This window comes from Legionella birminghamensis (assembly GCF_900452515.1).
Lineage (GTDB): Bacteria > Pseudomonadota > Gammaproteobacteria > Legionellales > Legionellaceae > Legionella_C > Legionella_C birminghamensis.
In genome coordinates this window covers 1110512-1125985 of sequence record NZ_UGNW01000001.1, presented here as the reverse complement: position 1 = coordinate 1125985, position 15474 = coordinate 1110512, and the positions used below count along the sequence as shown (strand labels likewise).

The following is a 15474-nucleotide window of genomic DNA, read 5'->3' as shown; positions in this document are numbered from 1 at the left end:
GCCAATCAATCCAGATCGGCGCTCGAGAAGGATCGCTCTGGTTTCACTAGTAATAACAACCCACACTGTCCCTGCTAATCAGCTCACAGTGTTTATAATTGCTAATATCTCTGACATAACTGGCGCCCTGGTAATTCAACACGATTTGCTGCCCTTTCAAATGAACTTCAGGTGTAAAATAAGCATCCTCAGATTGGCAACGTTTATTAATAAGCTTCCATTCACTATTCGTCAGAGGCTGGGAGGTCAACTGATGATTCCTGCATTTTTTCAGGTTTAAATCCTGAAAGCTTGGCGGGCTGATAATTGCATCAAAATTGGCGGCAGCTGTCTTCACTGCGTTTTCAGCATCCAGAATACCGTGTCCGCAGGGTTTAGTACCCGTACAGGACTTATTGCTGTCTGAGGTCTGACCGAAGGGATGAGTGGTGGCATACAATATCTGTTCCACCTTCTCTGGAGAGATTTGGCCATCGCGGATAGCAAACACAAGACCGGCGACCCCTGCAGCATGGGGAGAAGCCATACTGGTTCCCTGATAAAAGTCATAGCCGCTGTGCTGATAGCCGCCCCCAGGTTTTACTGTAGACAAAATGGCGCCAGTCCGGCCATAGCGGGCATCACCACCCGGTGCGGCAAAACTTACACCCGGTCCATAATTTGAATAATACGCACGAAGTCCCTCGGGCCCGGTTGAAGCAACTTTGATTGCGCCATTACAAACACCTGGTGCATTGTAATGTTCCCATTCATTGTCATTTCCGGCAGCGACAGTAACCACAGCCCCCTGCTTTCTGGCGAAAAACATGGCCTCCTGCAATGCTTCATCACAGTGATCGACTTCCTTGCCAGGACGCTCGTCCACGCCAAAGCTCATGTTCAATACTTTTGCGGGATAAGGATTATGTGGAACACCCGGCACCTCCCCACCGACAGCCCAATAGATAGCATTGATAACCTGGCTCTCATAAAACATTCCCGATGCATCAGGAATTTTTAGAGGTAAAATTTTAAGCTGCTGCCCTACACCCAGCATGGTATCGCTGACAGCTGCAATGGTTCCGGCAACATGAGTACCATGGTAGGAGCCCGTTTCATCGGATAAATTCCTGTTATTGCCAGCAAAATTCCAGCCCCAGATATTGCCATCGGAATCTTTGAGTAAATTATACATCAGAGCCATATGCTGCTCTACGCCGGTATCCAGAACCGCTACCACCGTAGGCTTGGAGCTCTCGCCATTGGTGTACAACCAGGCGCCATCCATTTTACCTGGGCCGCTTTCAAGCATAATACCGCCAGGAGCAGTAAACTCGTCCCATTGCAATGCGTGGTTAAGCTCAGACAAGGATGAGTCATCCGGCATAGCCATCGGTTTAAAATGCCCGATTCGATCCTTTACTACATACAAAACCCGCGGATCTTTCTTTAACTGGTTGATAACTCTCTGCAGTTCATTTTCTGCTGAGAGATTTGATTGGGTATGCAGACTTAGGTTGTAGGCACCGCCGGCAATAGGTGTCAGGGAATCCACAGTCCATTCTTTTGAGGTCTGTAATTGCTGTAAAAGAGATGCCAATGAAGAGTTCTCTTTATATTTAATGATTAATTTAAAAGGATAATCTTGTGCGAATGCTGAAAACGATAGCACAGAACCCAGTAAAAGGGATGGTAATCGCATGAGTCTGCCTCCCTGGCATTAGTCATTTGGAAATAGGGTAGACATCATCGCATGATTAGAGGCCATCTGCCAACAGTGTGCAACATTTTTACAGTAATGAATGTCAGCCGCCGATTAAACGACTTGACCCGCTGCCCAGCCGGAAGACCAGGCCCATTGAAAATTATACCCGCCTAACCAGCCGGCCACATCCAATACTTCACCAATAAAATAAAGTCCGGGTACTTTTTTGGCTTCAAAAGTCTGGGAAGAAATCTCATCACAATCGACACCGCCCAAAGTGACCTCTGCGGTTCGATAGCCTTCCGTCGCATTAGGCTTGATTGACCAGGCCTGCAGACGCTGGGCAATCTGCTGCAATTCCTTATGATTAAATTGTTTTAATGGCTTTTCCAGAACAGCCGTTTTATAGAATACGTCAAGAACCCTTTTTGCTGTGAACCGGGATAACAAGGTTTTCAGGAAAATATCCGGAGAGGATTGACGAGCTTGCATCAGCTCTTCATACAGGTCAATCTGGGGCAGGAAAGTAAATTCCACACTCTGTCCTGGCAGCCAATAGGACGAAATCTGGAGGATGGCAGGACCACTTAAACCCCGGTGGGTAAATAAAACATTTTCCTGGAAGGAGATATTATTGCAGCTCACTGAACTTTCTATGGAAATCCCGGTCAATTCCGCCAGCTGTTCTTTATCTTTTTCATGCAGGGTAAACGGAACCAGCCCTGCTCTTGTTGGATAAACATTCAAACCAAACTGGGCGGCAACCTGATATCCAAACGGGCTTGAACCCAAGGTCGGAATTGATAAACCCCCGCTGGCAATAACCAGCGAATCACTCTGATAAATGCCCTGATCGGAACTGACTATAAATTGATCTTCTTTTTTTATAATTGAATTAATCGCATGGTTTAAACGGATATCCACTTTATTTTTCCGGCATTCAGCCAAGAGCATTTCAACGATTAAATGTGATTTTTCTTCACAGAATAGCTGGCCCGCTGTTTTTTCATAAAAAGCGATCTTATGGCGTTTCACTAATTCGATAAAATCCCATTGCGTGTAGCGTTTTAAGGCGGATTTGCAAAAATGAGGATTATGCGAAATAAATTGCTCAGGGCTTGCATACAAATTGGTGAAATTGCAGCGCCCCCCTCCCGACATCAGAATTTTTTTACCCGGCTTATTGCTTTTGTCCAGAATCAAAACCTTCCGACCCCGGGCGCCAGCCTCCATTGCGCACATCATTCCGGCAGCGCCGGCACCCACAATAATTACATCAACTTTATTTATCATACTTAATCAGCTTACACTTGGTGAAACAGGCCAGGATAAAGGTTCGCATTTATAGTAACGTTCTACCTGCTGCTGAAATTCCCTGGATTGCGGGCAATCGATTATATCAAACTCCATTGATTGATCCTCATTTCCATAATCAAGGATTTGCGGCATTGTTAAATGGGATAGCGTGAAATTCTTGAAATGCTCCCCCCACAACAGCTTTTTCTGAGAATCAATTTGCCCAACCATTGCCCCCAGAGTAAGTTCTCTTTGCACAGTCAGTCCAGTTACCTCTCTCGCTATCCATATTGCAGGAACAGGAAAAGCACCAGGAACAATGACTTGCCGCCATTTCCCTCCAGGCGCAAAATAATGCTCTAACACACAGGCATAGATGTATTTCTTCGGCTGAGAGGGAAGTTGATCATAAAAAACCGCTGCCACTTCAGGAAGTAAAGAGAAGCAAATGGAACCGCGGTTCAGGCCTGTTTCAGAATGACGCGCCACGAAAATATTATCCTTTGTTTGAAAACCACCCGCATGAATCATCTCTTCGGGTGAAGTGGTGCATAAGCGATAGACTATTCTTCCCGGCGTGAAACGTCCCCTCAGCACACCTGGGTATTGTTTTTCCATCCTGTCGGTCATTTTTTTCTGCTGTTCTACCAACTCCTGAACTTTTAAAGGATCTGGCTCTGCCCGAAACGTTTTGAAATTCGAATTAACTAGGGTATCGGGCAGTGATGAAAAAAATCGTTTCCCCTGAGTCATTATGTTGTTTTTGAAGACAGTAGATAAAGAGTACATATTACAGCCTTAAATCGTTAGGGGTTAACCTTTGCAAAGCGTTCGTTATTTTAACGATTTGATATAATATAGCCATATAAATTTCATTTAAAAAATATCAATGGCACAAAAAACGGGCAGCGCTAATCTTCCTCTACATTATGGCCGCGTGCCTCTCTGGCTGGCAGAGCGCATGGCTAAACTGGCTGCAGTTATGACTCAGGCAATTTGTGCAGCACTGGCAGAAGGGGCTTTGGGTTTGAATGAATCCAGGTTCTAAATATCAGGAGAGGTAGCCAGGCTACCTCTTGATAAGGTATAAAAATTTAAGGCGCGAAAGCCCGAACACACCGGATCCTGACCTCGCTGGTTTTAATGGCTGACGTGAGGAGGTTAGAAATGAAACTCTGGAACCAGGCGTTATCATTTGGATTAGCAAAATACTGGGTTGAGCTCCAGTATTGAGTACTGACAATACCCCCTAAATTATTCATATACAAGGTGGTGAATAAGTTGGCGTTAGTAGTGCCGCAGCCTGGATCCTCACCAAGACCAAGATACCTTCCCAACTCACAAATTGCCGGCAGGTACCAGTCATCAAACCCCTGGTCAAGCCTGTCTAGACAGGCCTGCGCTGCTGGATACTGGCCCACCGGTGTTGTAAGGGCGTTGGTATTGGACAGCCCATCCGTAATACTATTAGCCGTCGAAACCCCTGTTGAATTTGCCCATTTAACATTTGGCACATCCGTTCTGGCCATCACTTTTCCACCAATACCTCCAGTATCAGGGGTAGTGTCATCCACAGAGAACAAAAATCCCCCCTGGTAAATACAACCGTATCCCAGAACCAGGACTTTGATATTTGTAGAGGGGGCATTATCAGCACTGACTGTGACTGAGCCTGGCACAGGCGCAGTTCCGGGCGATGTGGTACAGGGGTTGGCATTGGTATCAAGGCTGGCTGTACCGCCAGGTGTTATTATAATGTCGCAGCTGGCTCCCCCATTCAGCGTGCCTGTGCAGCTACTACTGTTGACAGAAGTGTCACCCGGCAATGCAGATGTATTGACCTGTACGTTAAGGGCTGGTATTGAACCCATATTGAATATTCGGATGATGCGTGCATTACCGGTCAATGCAGGATCAGCGCCAGGGCTGTTGATTGACAAAGTCAGATTTTGGGTAAGTGGTGTTAGTGTTGCCTGACCAAAGGTGACTTCAATGCTGTGATTGGCCTGGATATTGTTGAGCTGGAAATTCGTTCCGCCATTTTGCACCACATTGCCATCCAGCAACCACTGGCTGACTCCGAAGCCTTGATCAGGTACGGCAGTAAAGGCCAGGTTAGTACCCGCATTGACGACCTGAGTTGTTGCAGGTGAAATTGAACCATTTGCACCCGCTGAAGACATAACAGTATATTGTTGCACCGGCGGCGGCTGCTGGCTTAGGCGGATACGCAAACTGTTGGCTGCACTTGGCTGGAAACACTGCAGATTATTGCCCTGTTGACACAAAACAGGTCCACCCAATACATCGCCTTGCAGGGCCGGGCCATTAATATTAAGTATCAGTGTACAACTTCCTTTTGCAGGAAGCTGGCAGACTCCTGCCTGGCTAACGCCTGCAATCGGTTTCATCACCAGCATTTTAGGCCGCAATGACTGATTCTGTACCGTGTAAATAACCTGCGCAGTCCCTCCCTTTGCCACGGTAATGTCGGTCGGGGTTTGCGGAAGAAAGGTCCATAAAGGATTGGCCGCCTCTACGCTCGACAGCGTCAGGCAGGAAAATAAGAATGTCAGTATTGTCTTGTTGAAAATGGTCTTTGCATTCTTTAGCATAATCATCCTTTTATTCATAATGCTCCTTATTCTGTCTATAAAATTGATACCATTTAGAACCCAGTCTGATCCATCCTATCAAAATCCATTAACTCATATAAAGAAAAGACTTGGTTTTTCTTGGCATTATGAATTGAAAGTATGAGCTGATTGACTGTAAATTGGTTTGCAATACACTGATGGTCTTTACAAAAACAGAACCTTGCAAGCTAAATGCTCTCATACGGCATCTATACTATACAGTAAGTCAAGTAATCATTAATTAAGCTGATGTACACTAAAAAAGAGGTAATCAATGGATTGCCCGCCACTATCACGAAAACATCTATATATCCGATTCCCTGGACTGGCAATAAGACAGACAGGCCGAAAGATTATTTTGAGCAGATTGAAACTCGCATACAATACAAAGAGAATGAAAGAGATATAGAAATTATCATCCCCAAAGTTTCAACGGCAGCAGAAAACAGGACACGAAAGTTAAGCGTCAAAGTGGATGGTAAAGATTATCCCTTCAATAAAGAGGGAGCCGCGGTTCTGGATATGGCTCAAACTTTTGATCTTCCTGAAATGGATAAATTGTTAGGACTTGTTAATACTTCTGTTGCCCCTCCTGAAAACGACTCGACCTTACGCGCCAGCCTCCCCTTTTTTTATATTCCAGATGCAAACTATGAATTGCCTGAAGAAAAAGCCAGACTCATTGGCTCTGGTGATGGAGAGTTATTAAGAACACATGGCGATATTGAAAAATTGGTGCTGCCCTATCTCAATGCCATGAAATACCATCCTGGCCAGAGGAAGGAAGTTTATATTCCCGTAGTCACACTAGGAATTCCACATCACTGGAATGTTTGCATATTAACAATTGATGAAGCGAATAAGCCTTCTCTGACTTATCTTGAATCAACAGCGAATCCAACAAGCGAGCTTTATCTGAACTTTTACAAACACAATATTCTACCAGGTGTAAATCATGCATTAAAGAAAAATGGTTATGAGACGATTGACGAGAATGACATCATTATTGATGCATCAAAGCAGTTTAGCCAGGACGGCTGCGGTATTGCGGCATCCTTGAACATACAGAATCTGCTTAATGGCAGCCTGAAAGTCAACGGAACCAGTGCAGGCCCCACCGAAGATAAACGGATAACGATGGAGGAGGATGCTGTAAGGAGAGTCCAGCTTGGGATCAAACTTACCAGGCATGGTGAATTTATTGCCCAATGGCGGGATGCCTTTCCTGAACATCAAGAAATGAACGATGCAACACGGTATAAACAGGAAGGTGTTTTACGTGAACTGACGACGCATCCCCTGATTTTAAAACAAAAAGCGAAGGAAACGTTCCCGGATGTTGCAGCGGATGCAAAGCTTGAAATTGATTTAGAAATCTATAGAAAAAACTTTGATTCTTTATTACTTAAGCTTAAGGATACACGTGATTTGTTGCTTGCCCGTGCAGAAAAAAATGATAAATATAAACCTGTGGCATCACAAATAAGCGCTCTTTGCACTGTCCTGGAAGATGAAATGGGTGATTTTTTTAAGAACCCATCCGCTGAAAAATTTCAGGAGTCCCATACTCTCTGTAATAAAGCCATTCAAGCCGCAGAAAAGGAATCCGCTCATCATCGGGGCTGGCACACTGTCCACCCTATTGTGCGAGGTATAGCAGGGGTTCTCGCTGCTATTTCGATTATACCAGCATTAATTGTTTCGTTTAAATCTGATAATGGCTACCGTAAAACCTTTTTTGATGAGCCCCAAACTGCAACCTCCAGGAAGTTTCAGGTCTTTAAAACAGCGTTCGAAGAGATGAAGCAGGACTTTGAAACATCTGAAAATGAAGTGAGCGAAGCGATAAATAAGTCAAATCCCTAATGTCAACACCAGGCAAACTCGATATAATAAAAAGCCCTTGCTTCCGTCAAAGCAGCATGCCTGTTTGATCAGTTTATGGATGACAATATGTTCATACTTAATTTTAGTGGCATTAACCATAGTGAAATAGAGGGTAAGTTAAAACAGATCCCCTCCGATGAAACGCATGTAAAAATTGAAGCAGATTCAGAAAATCAATCTGAATTTGCAAGACTGTGCTATACACTTCCCAATTTGCCGCCACAGATTGACCAGCTCACTCTCGATGAAGATATGCTGAAGCAAATTCTGGATAAACCTGAACTTTCTTTTTGTGTAAAGGCAAAATTACGGTTAAATCAACTAGAAAAGCTTATTGTTCTTGATTCAGAAGGGAAGGAAAACGCCTATAAAGACTCTCAATCAATTACTCATTTGCTAGGCATTACAAAAAATTATTTCAAGCCTGACACTCAACTTCTTCGGTCCATTGAGTTATGGCCTCAATGGAAAGTGGATCGGCTACTTGCGAGCATCCCAGATGATCAAACAGAACTAGATTTTACAGAGGTCGATCTTACACAATTATCCCTTCAGCCTTGCAAGGAAAAGTTTTTTGATGCCCTACCTGATCGAATAACTACAATTAAGCTGTCTAACACTAATATCCATAAATTACATTATGTTGATTTTGACTATTTTTGCCAGCTATTAACAAAATTCAATAATATCTATTTTGACTTTGATGAGATTAGAATCAGCCTTCAAGATAGAGATCCGCATGTTTTGCACTCTAAAATCCTTTCTCTTAAAAATGGGACAAGCAATGCCCAGATTCATCTGATTAAAAATAATGATGAAGTCATTTCCTATACTCCTGAAACCTTTAAAGAAATGATTGAAAAACAGGATCCCCATCTGGTAAAACTGAATTCATCAGCACCAAATCAATCGCATACCCATTCAATTTTTAAGCCGGTTCAAAAGCTGGCTCTTGCTGATAATTATGCCATTCTGCAGTTAGCAGGCAAGATTCGCCAGGAGATCAGCGGCTTTAAACAGTCTTGCTTTGGATTAAATAATTTAAAAAAAGCGAATAAGCTGCAACAGGCCTTTGATCGTGCCCTTACCCAGGTTACTAAAAATACAACGCCTGATGAATTTTTAGATTATAAAGAAGATGATCAGGAGTCCATTCGCGAAGCGCTTTCCTACAATCGAATCGGGTTTTTCGACAAGCCCAAATCCCTGGTGAGAATTGAGACCCAGGCAAGGGTACTTAGCGTGTAACTCTTCTTTTGCATTAAATCCGTTCGACCGTAGGAGGAGCCATAGCTCCGTCTTGAAGGCTTCGCACCGAGCCATCGAGATGCCGCGCAAGCGGCTCCTCGGGCCGAACGGATCAAGATAACCTTCATCCCCGCCAATTGGCAATTCGTTTCATAAGCAAACCGCAGCCGTACAAAACCGCACCTGTCAAAATGAGACAGAAAATACGCACTCCTGTCGGTGTAGAGGCGGTATCGTAAAGCAGCGCTTTGCCTGCAGCAACACTTAAAATTAATAAAGCCGATTTGGCCATTGTTTTGTCTTTACGAAAATAAGCATAAGCAATCACGCTTACGGCGTAAAATAGCCAGGAAGCAGATACTGCCAAGGAGCTTATCTCATGAAAAAACTGGTACAGGGCGCTAACGCCCAAGAGATGGGCCGCAATTAATAGTGCCAAACCATATTCTTGTTTCTGAATCAGGTGATCTCGATGGCGGGTAATTAATAACCAAAGACTGGCAAATGAAGCGAAGGAAACGAGGAGCCAGGTGTAACTGCTATTCTCAAGCAAATGCATGAGCATGCTGGAATATTCAATGACCAGAACCAGAAAAATGGCAAGCGAAGGCAGATAATAAGCACCATCTCGCGGCTTATCCCATAACCTGGCCGGAAGAAAAGAACACAGGGCGATTATTGCAACGAACAGCCAGGGTTTAAACGCATCAGGAAGCAGCTCCAGATAAAAGGAATGAAAGAAAACGATGGTGGCAAAGGCCATAATCAAGGCTCGGGAGCTAATTACCCTATCAGGAAACCATTGTTTCGCTGAAAGGTAAAGACCGCTGAGGATGGCAGAAAAACCAATTGAAACCCAGGGAGCCAATCCAGGATAAGCCCTGTTGATATAGAAATATTCCAGGGAATAAAATATTAGCAACACGGGGAAAAAAGCCCAGGATTCCCGCTCTGTCATTGGTTCGGCACCCAATTTGGAATAAAGATAGGTGCCGATGGCAAACACCAGGAAATGCAATGCCAGAAACACAGCGATAAGAGTATCCATTTGCAAACTCAGACCGATTAATCCGGTCACCAGAATGGATAAATAAGCGGCCATGACAATCAGGATTCGAGATTCTACCCAAATGGAAATCGTAGCATAGGTCAGGGAGCAGATTAGAAAATAATAGAGTGAAAACAGGGCATTGGCATTAATATCTAACACAACAGGCGCCAGATAAGATCCGATCGCTGCAATGATGGAATAGATATCGTGCCTGAATCTCAAATACAAAGTAATACAAAGAATTGAGATAAGACTCGTCAATACAATCGCTGTTTCAAAAGAAATTAGAAAATAAAGACGATGCGCGGCAAAATCACTCAGATATAAAACGACTATTCCCGCAGCCGGCAGGAGGCTTGCATAATATTTATCAATTGCAATGAATACAAAGCCGCTTGCTATCAGGAGAGTTCCGAAGAGAAAAGCCAGTCCAATCTGCCTTTCCGGAGTCAGCCATCCAGTATCAATAGACAGTTTGATGATGAAACCGGCAGCGAGGATAAAACAAAGGGAGGCCACTAATCCCAGCCAGTTGCCCTGTCGGGCAGGGCTTCTATTTTCGAATTCTTTTGGCTGGCTTATCGCTGTCTCAGCCTGAACTGCATCCGAAGCTGGCAGGTGGAGTAAACTCTCTACCTGGCTCAAGCGTTTTTCGATAAGCAGCAGCCGTTGCTCCAAGGAACTAAAATCCATTTAGGCCTCCGTAGCCCAATTTATAACAAAGCTGCCAAACGGCAAGCCTGATCAATTGCATGACGCGCGTCCAGTTCCAAAGCCTTGAAAGCGCCGCCAATTAAATGGACAGACTTGCCGCCCTCCTTTAATGGTTCATAAAGATCTTTCAATTCAGTCTGGCCTGCACAAATAACAATGGCATCCACCTCAAGGCACTCAGGCTTATCCTGCACCAGAATATGAAGTCCCTGATCATCAATTCGCTGATACTGCACACCTGATATCATCTGAACCTGCTTATGTTTTAAACTCAGGCGATGAATCCATCCAGTTGTTTTACCCAGATTTTTTCCAAGCTTTTCTTTCTTTCGCTGCAAGAGATAAACCTGTCTTGGGCTTTTACTGACAGAGGCTGGTTTAATCCCTCCCCGATGTTCGCCTTCAAGATCAATACCCCATTCATCAAGAAAGCGATGCGCATCAGGGCCAGTATGTTCATGCGTTAAAAATTCTGCAACATCAAAACCAATACCACCGGCACCAATAATGGCTACCCGCTCACCGGGAATTTTATTTTCACGGATCACATCGATATAACTCATTACTTTAGGATGATCAATGCCAGGAATATCAGGAACACGCGGCTTGATACCCGTCGCGATAACTATCTCATCAAAGGATTCCAGAAGGCCAGGATGGCCCGCAGTATTCAGTTTCACGCTGACTTTGTATTTTTCAATCTGATGAGTAAAATAATTAATCGTATGCTGGAATTCTTCTTTTCCGGGAATGCGCTTCGCCAGATTAAATTGCCCTCCCAGTTCACTCCCTTTTTCAAAAATAGTGACATGATGACCACGTTCTGCAGCGGTGGCAGCAAATGCCATACCTGCGGGACCTGCCCCTACTACCGCAATTTTCTTCGGGGTAGAGGTCGTCAGATAAACCAGCTCTGTTTCATTCCCGGCTCTTGGATTCACAAGGCAGGAAGCACTTTTATTAACAAACACACGATCCAGACAAGCCTGATTACAGGCAATACAAACGTTAATCGCTTCACTTTCCCCCAAGCGTGCTTTTTCAGCAAAAGCGGGATCTGCCAGGAAGGGGCGGGCCATGGAGATCATGTCAGCAACCCCGTCGAGCAAAACCTGATTCGCTTTTTCCGGGGTATTGATCCGGTTTGAGGTAATCAAGGGAATACTAATTTCAGGCTTTAAGCGCTGCGTTACCCTTGTGAATACGGCCGGTGGAACCATCGTTGCAATGGTGGGGATACGCGCCTCATGCCAGCCAATTCCGGTGTTGATTAAAGTTGCCCCGGCAGCTTCAATTGCCTTTGCTAAAGTGACTACCTCTTCCCAGCTGCTGCCGTCAGCAATCAGATCGAGCATCGACAAACGATAAATAATAATAAATTTTTCACCCACCGCCTCTCTGACACTTCGAACCACTTCAATCGGGAAACGGATCCGATTAGTAAAAGAACCGCCCCACTCATCCTGCCGCTGATTGGTGTGGGTGACGATAAACTGATTAATGAGGTAACCTTCACTCCCCATAATTTCAACGCCGTCATAACCTGCCTGCTGGGCCAGTTTGGCGCAGCGTGCGAAATGCTGGATGGTTTTATGAATTCGGCCCTTGCTCATTTCCCAGGGTTTGAAGGGGCTGATGGGTGATTTAATAGCACTGGGAGCCACGATAAATGGATGATAACCATAACGTCCGGCATGAAGAATCTGCAGGGCAATTTTTCCGCCCGCCTCATGTACAGTTTGGGTGATAAGCTCATGCCGCAGCACCTCTTTGCTCGAACTTAGTTTTGCAGCAAAAGGCGCGAGCCGGCCTGAACGGTTCGGCGCAATGCCTCCAGTGACGATTAGTCCTGCGCCGCCTAAGACCCGCTCACGATAGAACGCGGCCAGACGCTGTAAGCCTTCCTTGTCTTCTTCAAGGCCAGTATGCATGGAACCCATTAATAAACGGTTTTTTAATTGGGTAAATCCTAAATCCAGCGGCTGAAACAAAGCCTCGAAAGGCGCGTTATTAATTTTCAGTTCCATGAATACTCACCAGGGTAGTAAAATAATGATTATAAAACTTTTCCTGAATTTTGACAGCCCAGGAATAAATAAGTGTAGTTCGGATCAGTAAAGTGCATCGCGCTTGAATTGTATTCATAATTCGTTAATCAATTTCATCTATAATTTAATATATAGCCACTGAAGAATTACACTCATGAGCAGCACAAATTTGCAACTGGGCGCTTCCGATGTTGAAGCCAGCCTCCATGATTTATTTGGTTCCGCTCCCCCATCAGAGTATTTTGAAGCTTCTGATCAAATCGCTATTGAGTTTTTTTCTGAAGAAAACGTCAAGGCTTATATTTACAAGCCTTCCGGATATGGAACGCCTAAAAAATATTGGGTTGAGGAAAATGACGATCAGATAATCATTACAACCACTGTATCAGCCCATCACTCCGTTGCCAATAAAGGCAGTTTCAGATTCAACTTCAAACCCGAAGAACTGGCTGAAATTCTTAATCATGTGAAAGCGCTCTACCCTGGTAAAACAATTCATCTTATTTCACCAAGGGTCGAAAGCGGTTTTCGCGAAGATCACATCGTTATTGAGTATTCATGCCATGCCAACTGTCTTAAGACCTGCATTATTGACAGTAAAAGCTCTCCAAATGGCAGAGGCCATGCTGAACTTGCTCGTATCTACACAGAAAAGCAGCATTTCTTTAATTCAACAGACTGTGGATACCACGTAATCCGTACCATTCCCTTGCTGTGGGATATGATTAGAAATCATAGGCCGATCAATCAGAATACATTAAGGCAATATATTTCAAGCTCTGACTTTGAACACTCAATTGCTTTGCAAAAGCTAAAAAAGCTCCATGAAATTTATAGTTTTCGCGCAGCGAATGGTGATAAAAAACATACTACTTTCCTGTTTTTCAGGGGCGGTTTTCTTCCATCCATTAAACAAGCCAGTGTCGAAAAAATATTGGAAAATATTGATAAAGGAGAAACTGATATTTTCAATGGAATGAGTGAAACTGAAAAGAAAGCTGCAAAAGATAGTGTTCTGGGTGAAACAGTAAGAGAATATCTAAAAAATTCCACAGCCAAAAGCCAGGAAAATCCATTTTTTAATCCGCACTAACCACAGGATCCTTACGGCTGATAATTTCCATTACATTATTTGCATACTCTATTGCGTCCAGATAAGATTGGGTCAGCACTTCACTCTCAATCCGAATATGTGTCAATTCATTAAAATTGGCGTGCTCATAATCAATAGCCGCTTTAAGAATGCTGCCTAATATTCCATTATAATTTAGTAAAGCATCATTTAATGCTCCACTTAGTCCCATTTTTTCGAGAAGAGACGGCATTGGTTCATTTAAAATACCATCCAGGGTGGAAAGTAAACCCACCGTATAGGCCTGCTGAGCGGCAGAATATTTCATCGACTTGGCAAGTAATTCACACATTTTGGCGCGGATTAAAGTTCTTTCCAGTAAATCCGATGCAATCTCGTCATGGCTTGCCAACAGTAACAAACTAAGCCAGTTTCTAATCTGATTTAATCCTAATTTTGTGATGGCATCCATTAATGATTCTATTTTGCGGCTGCTATAAATGGAAGCAGAGTTTGCCAGACGCAGGATCCGGTAACTTAATTTTGGTATTTGCAGAATTATTTCTTCAACGCGCTGAACAGATAGATCCTCATCATTTATTTCCGCCAATAACCGCAGGATCTGCGCTTTGTTTTCAGTAATCGCCTGCCCTGTTAATGCTTGTGGTTTATCGAGAAAAAAACCCTGAAAAAGATCGAATCCAAGATTCACACAAACATCAAATTGCTGCTTGTTTTCGACTTTCTCAGCGAGTAATTTTCCTTTAAATACCTGAAGATGTGAAAGTTGTTTTACAATTTGCTGTTCATTCAGGTTTAGGACATCGATTTTAACAATATCAGCGACTTCAAGCAGTGGTTTTATTTCTTCGCGGAAAACAAAATCATCCAGTGCAATTTCATAACCCTTATTCTTCAGCGCAATAATACTGGAAATAACTTCCTGGTTAATGACCACTGTTTCCAAAACTTCTATGGCAATCCTTTTTCTGGGGAGTAATGCCGGTATTTGCTCAATGAGATGCTGATAGGTAAAATTTATGAATGCGCGCTTGTTGCCGACGATGGCGTCTATGTTGAGGTTGGCAAACAAATCCAGTAGAACAGAGTAGGTCGCCAATTCGCCTGAACTATTCAATGCAAGATTCAAATTCTCTAATTCGCTGTTGCGATATAAGAGTTCATAAGCAAGCACAGAACTTGTGTTATCATAAATTCCCTGTCGTGCCAGTAATGTTCGAACTGGAGGCTGATTCAATTCCACAAACCATTTTTTATGTTTTATATATAGTATAGGTCAGCAGCACGCAGGTGCAGTGAAAGATTATAGCACAAGGAATATTTATGAAAAAAATTATGGCTTGCCTTTCTTTTTGCCTTTCGGTAACCCATGCCGCTCTGGCTCAGGAAGTTTCTACGAAGGTCTATACAACAGACAAAAATACCCTTTTAGGTGAAGTAATTTTCAAGGATAGTGATTATGGGTTGCTAATCATCCCTTCGCTCAGCAATCTACCAGCCGGGGCTCATGGCTTTCATTTGCACCAAAACGCGGACTGCAGTGAAGCCGGTATGGCTGCAGGCGGCCATTTTGATCCACATAAAACCAATCAGCACAAAGGACCTTATTCGAGTGGTCATCTCGGTGATTTACCGGTTTTATTCGTTATGGAGGACGGGAAAGCCAATACGCCTTTGCTGGCACCCCGACTAAAAACCAGCGATCTCAAAAATCTTGCGTTGATGATTCATGCCGGCGGTGACAATTACAGTGATAATCCTCCCTTAGGTGGCGGCGGTGCACGTTTGGGATGCGGAGTAATTAATTAAGCTGGGCT

Annotated in this window: 12 protein-coding genes; 5 read left to right on the top strand and 7 right to left on the bottom strand. The window is 43.8% G+C overall.

Features of this window, described 5'->3' with window-relative positions:
* Positions 1–46 precede the first annotated feature (46 nt).
* The 3 genes from DYH42_RS04785 to DYH42_RS04775 all read right to left on the bottom strand — a co-directional run bounded on the left by DYH42_RS04785 (position 47) and on the right by DYH42_RS04775 (position 3769).
* Positions 47–1681 (bottom strand): S8 family serine peptidase, encoded by a 1635-nt coding sequence (locus DYH42_RS04785; RefSeq protein WP_058524689.1) that lies wholly within the window; start codon positions 1679–1681, stop codon positions 47–49.
* A 114-nt stretch (positions 1682–1795) separates the two neighbouring features.
* Positions 1796–2974, bottom strand: a complete 1179-nt coding sequence (locus DYH42_RS04780) for a BaiN/RdsA family NAD(P)/FAD-dependent oxidoreductase (RefSeq protein WP_058524973.1) — start codon at positions 2972–2974, stop codon at positions 1796–1798.
* A gap of 9 nt (positions 2975–2983) precedes the next feature.
* Entirely contained in the window at positions 2984–3769 is a 786-nt protein-coding gene (locus tag DYH42_RS04775) for a hypothetical protein (RefSeq protein ID WP_058524690.1), read from the bottom strand.
* A gap of 100 nt (positions 3770–3869) precedes the next feature.
* Here DYH42_RS04775 and DYH42_RS04770 point away from each other — a divergent pair, with 100 nt between their 5' ends.
* A complete protein-coding gene (locus DYH42_RS04770) occupies positions 3870–4028 on the top strand; it encodes a DUF763 domain-containing protein (protein ID WP_115316960.1) in 159 nt (52 codons plus the stop codon).
* 46 nt (positions 4029–4074) lie between these two features.
* Here the strand turns inward: DYH42_RS04770 and DYH42_RS04765 are convergent, their stop codons facing one another.
* On the bottom strand, positions 4075–5613 hold the full coding sequence (locus DYH42_RS04765; RefSeq protein WP_174905237.1) for an InlB B-repeat-containing protein: 1539 nt from the start codon (positions 5611–5613) through the stop codon (positions 4075–4077).
* Between the two features lie 252 nt (positions 5614–5865).
* On the opposite strand from DYH42_RS04765, the gene DYH42_RS04760 reads away from it, so the two are divergent.
* Both DYH42_RS04760 and DYH42_RS04755 read left to right on the top strand, forming a co-directional pair.
* A complete protein-coding gene (locus tag DYH42_RS04760) occupies positions 5866–7482 on the top strand; it encodes a hypothetical protein (protein ID WP_058524691.1) in 1617 nt (538 codons plus the stop codon).
* Positions 7483–7569: 87 nt separating this feature from the next.
* Positions 7570–8751, top strand: a complete 1182-nt coding sequence (locus tag DYH42_RS04755; RefSeq protein WP_058524692.1) for a hypothetical protein — start codon at positions 7570–7572, stop codon at positions 8749–8751.
* A gap of 124 nt (positions 8752–8875) precedes the next feature.
* Here DYH42_RS04755 and DYH42_RS04750 read toward each other — a convergent pair whose 3' ends face one another.
* Both DYH42_RS04750 and DYH42_RS04745 read right to left on the bottom strand, forming a co-directional pair.
* A complete protein-coding gene (locus DYH42_RS04750) occupies positions 8876–10495 on the bottom strand; it encodes a DUF2339 domain-containing protein (RefSeq protein ID WP_058524693.1) in 1620 nt (539 codons plus the stop codon).
* A gap of 20 nt (positions 10496–10515) precedes the next feature.
* Positions 10516–12543 (bottom strand): NADPH-dependent 2,4-dienoyl-CoA reductase, encoded by a 2028-nt coding sequence (locus DYH42_RS04745; RefSeq protein ID WP_058524694.1) that lies wholly within the window; start codon positions 12541–12543, stop codon positions 10516–10518.
* Positions 12544–12718: 175 nt separating this feature from the next.
* Here DYH42_RS04745 and DYH42_RS04740 point away from each other — a divergent pair, with 175 nt between their 5' ends.
* Positions 12719–13657: a hypothetical protein gene (locus tag DYH42_RS04740; RefSeq protein ID WP_058524695.1), complete on the top strand. Its 939-nt coding sequence runs from the start codon at positions 12719–12721 to the stop codon at positions 13655–13657.
* On the opposite strand, the gene DYH42_RS04735 is transcribed toward DYH42_RS04740, so the two are convergent.
* The gene (locus DYH42_RS04735; protein WP_058524696.1) at positions 13644–14900 is read right to left on the bottom strand and encodes an EAL and HDOD domain-containing protein; all 1257 of its coding nucleotides are present in this window, start codon (positions 14898–14900) and stop codon (positions 13644–13646) included. The genes DYH42_RS04740 and DYH42_RS04735 overlap by 14 nt on opposite strands.
* Before the next feature lie 80 nt (positions 14901–14980).
* Between DYH42_RS04735 and DYH42_RS04730 the strand changes: the two genes are divergently transcribed.
* On the top strand, positions 14981–15466 hold the full coding sequence (locus tag DYH42_RS04730; protein WP_058524697.1) for a superoxide dismutase family protein: 486 nt from the start codon (positions 14981–14983) through the stop codon (positions 15464–15466).
* Positions 15467–15474: the final 8 nt, after the last annotated feature.

Excerpts from the sequence above, each read along its gene's own strand:
- DYH42_RS04730 (WP_058524697.1), top strand. The coding sequence starts at position 14,981 with ATGAAAAAAATTATGGCTTGCCTTTCTTTTTGCCTTTCGGTAACCCAT.
- DYH42_RS04765 (WP_174905237.1), bottom strand. The coding sequence starts at position 5,613 with ATGAATAAAAGGATGATTATGCTAAAGAATGCAAAGACCATTTTCAAC.
- DYH42_RS04745 (WP_058524694.1), bottom strand. The coding sequence starts at position 12,543 with ATGGAACTGAAAATTAATAACGCGCCTTTCGAGGCTTTGTTTCAGCCG.
- DYH42_RS04770 (WP_115316960.1), top strand. The coding sequence starts at position 3,870 with ATGGCACAAAAAACGGGCAGCGCTAATCTTCCTCTACATTATGGCCGC.
- DYH42_RS04740 (WP_058524695.1), top strand. The coding sequence starts at position 12,719 with ATGAGCAGCACAAATTTGCAACTGGGCGCTTCCGATGTTGAAGCCAGC.
- DYH42_RS04760 (WP_058524691.1), top strand. The coding sequence starts at position 5,866 with ATGTACACTAAAAAAGAGGTAATCAATGGATTGCCCGCCACTATCACG.
- DYH42_RS04750 (WP_058524693.1), bottom strand. The coding sequence starts at position 10,495 with ATGGATTTTAGTTCCTTGGAGCAACGGCTGCTGCTTATCGAAAAACGC.
- DYH42_RS04755 (WP_058524692.1), top strand. The coding sequence starts at position 7,570 with ATGTTCATACTTAATTTTAGTGGCATTAACCATAGTGAAATAGAGGGT.
- DYH42_RS04785 (WP_058524689.1), bottom strand. The coding sequence starts at position 1,681 with ATGCGATTACCATCCCTTTTACTGGGTTCTGTGCTATCGTTTTCAGCA.
- DYH42_RS04775 (WP_058524690.1), bottom strand. The coding sequence starts at position 3,769 with ATGTACTCTTTATCTACTGTCTTCAAAAACAACATAATGACTCAGGGG.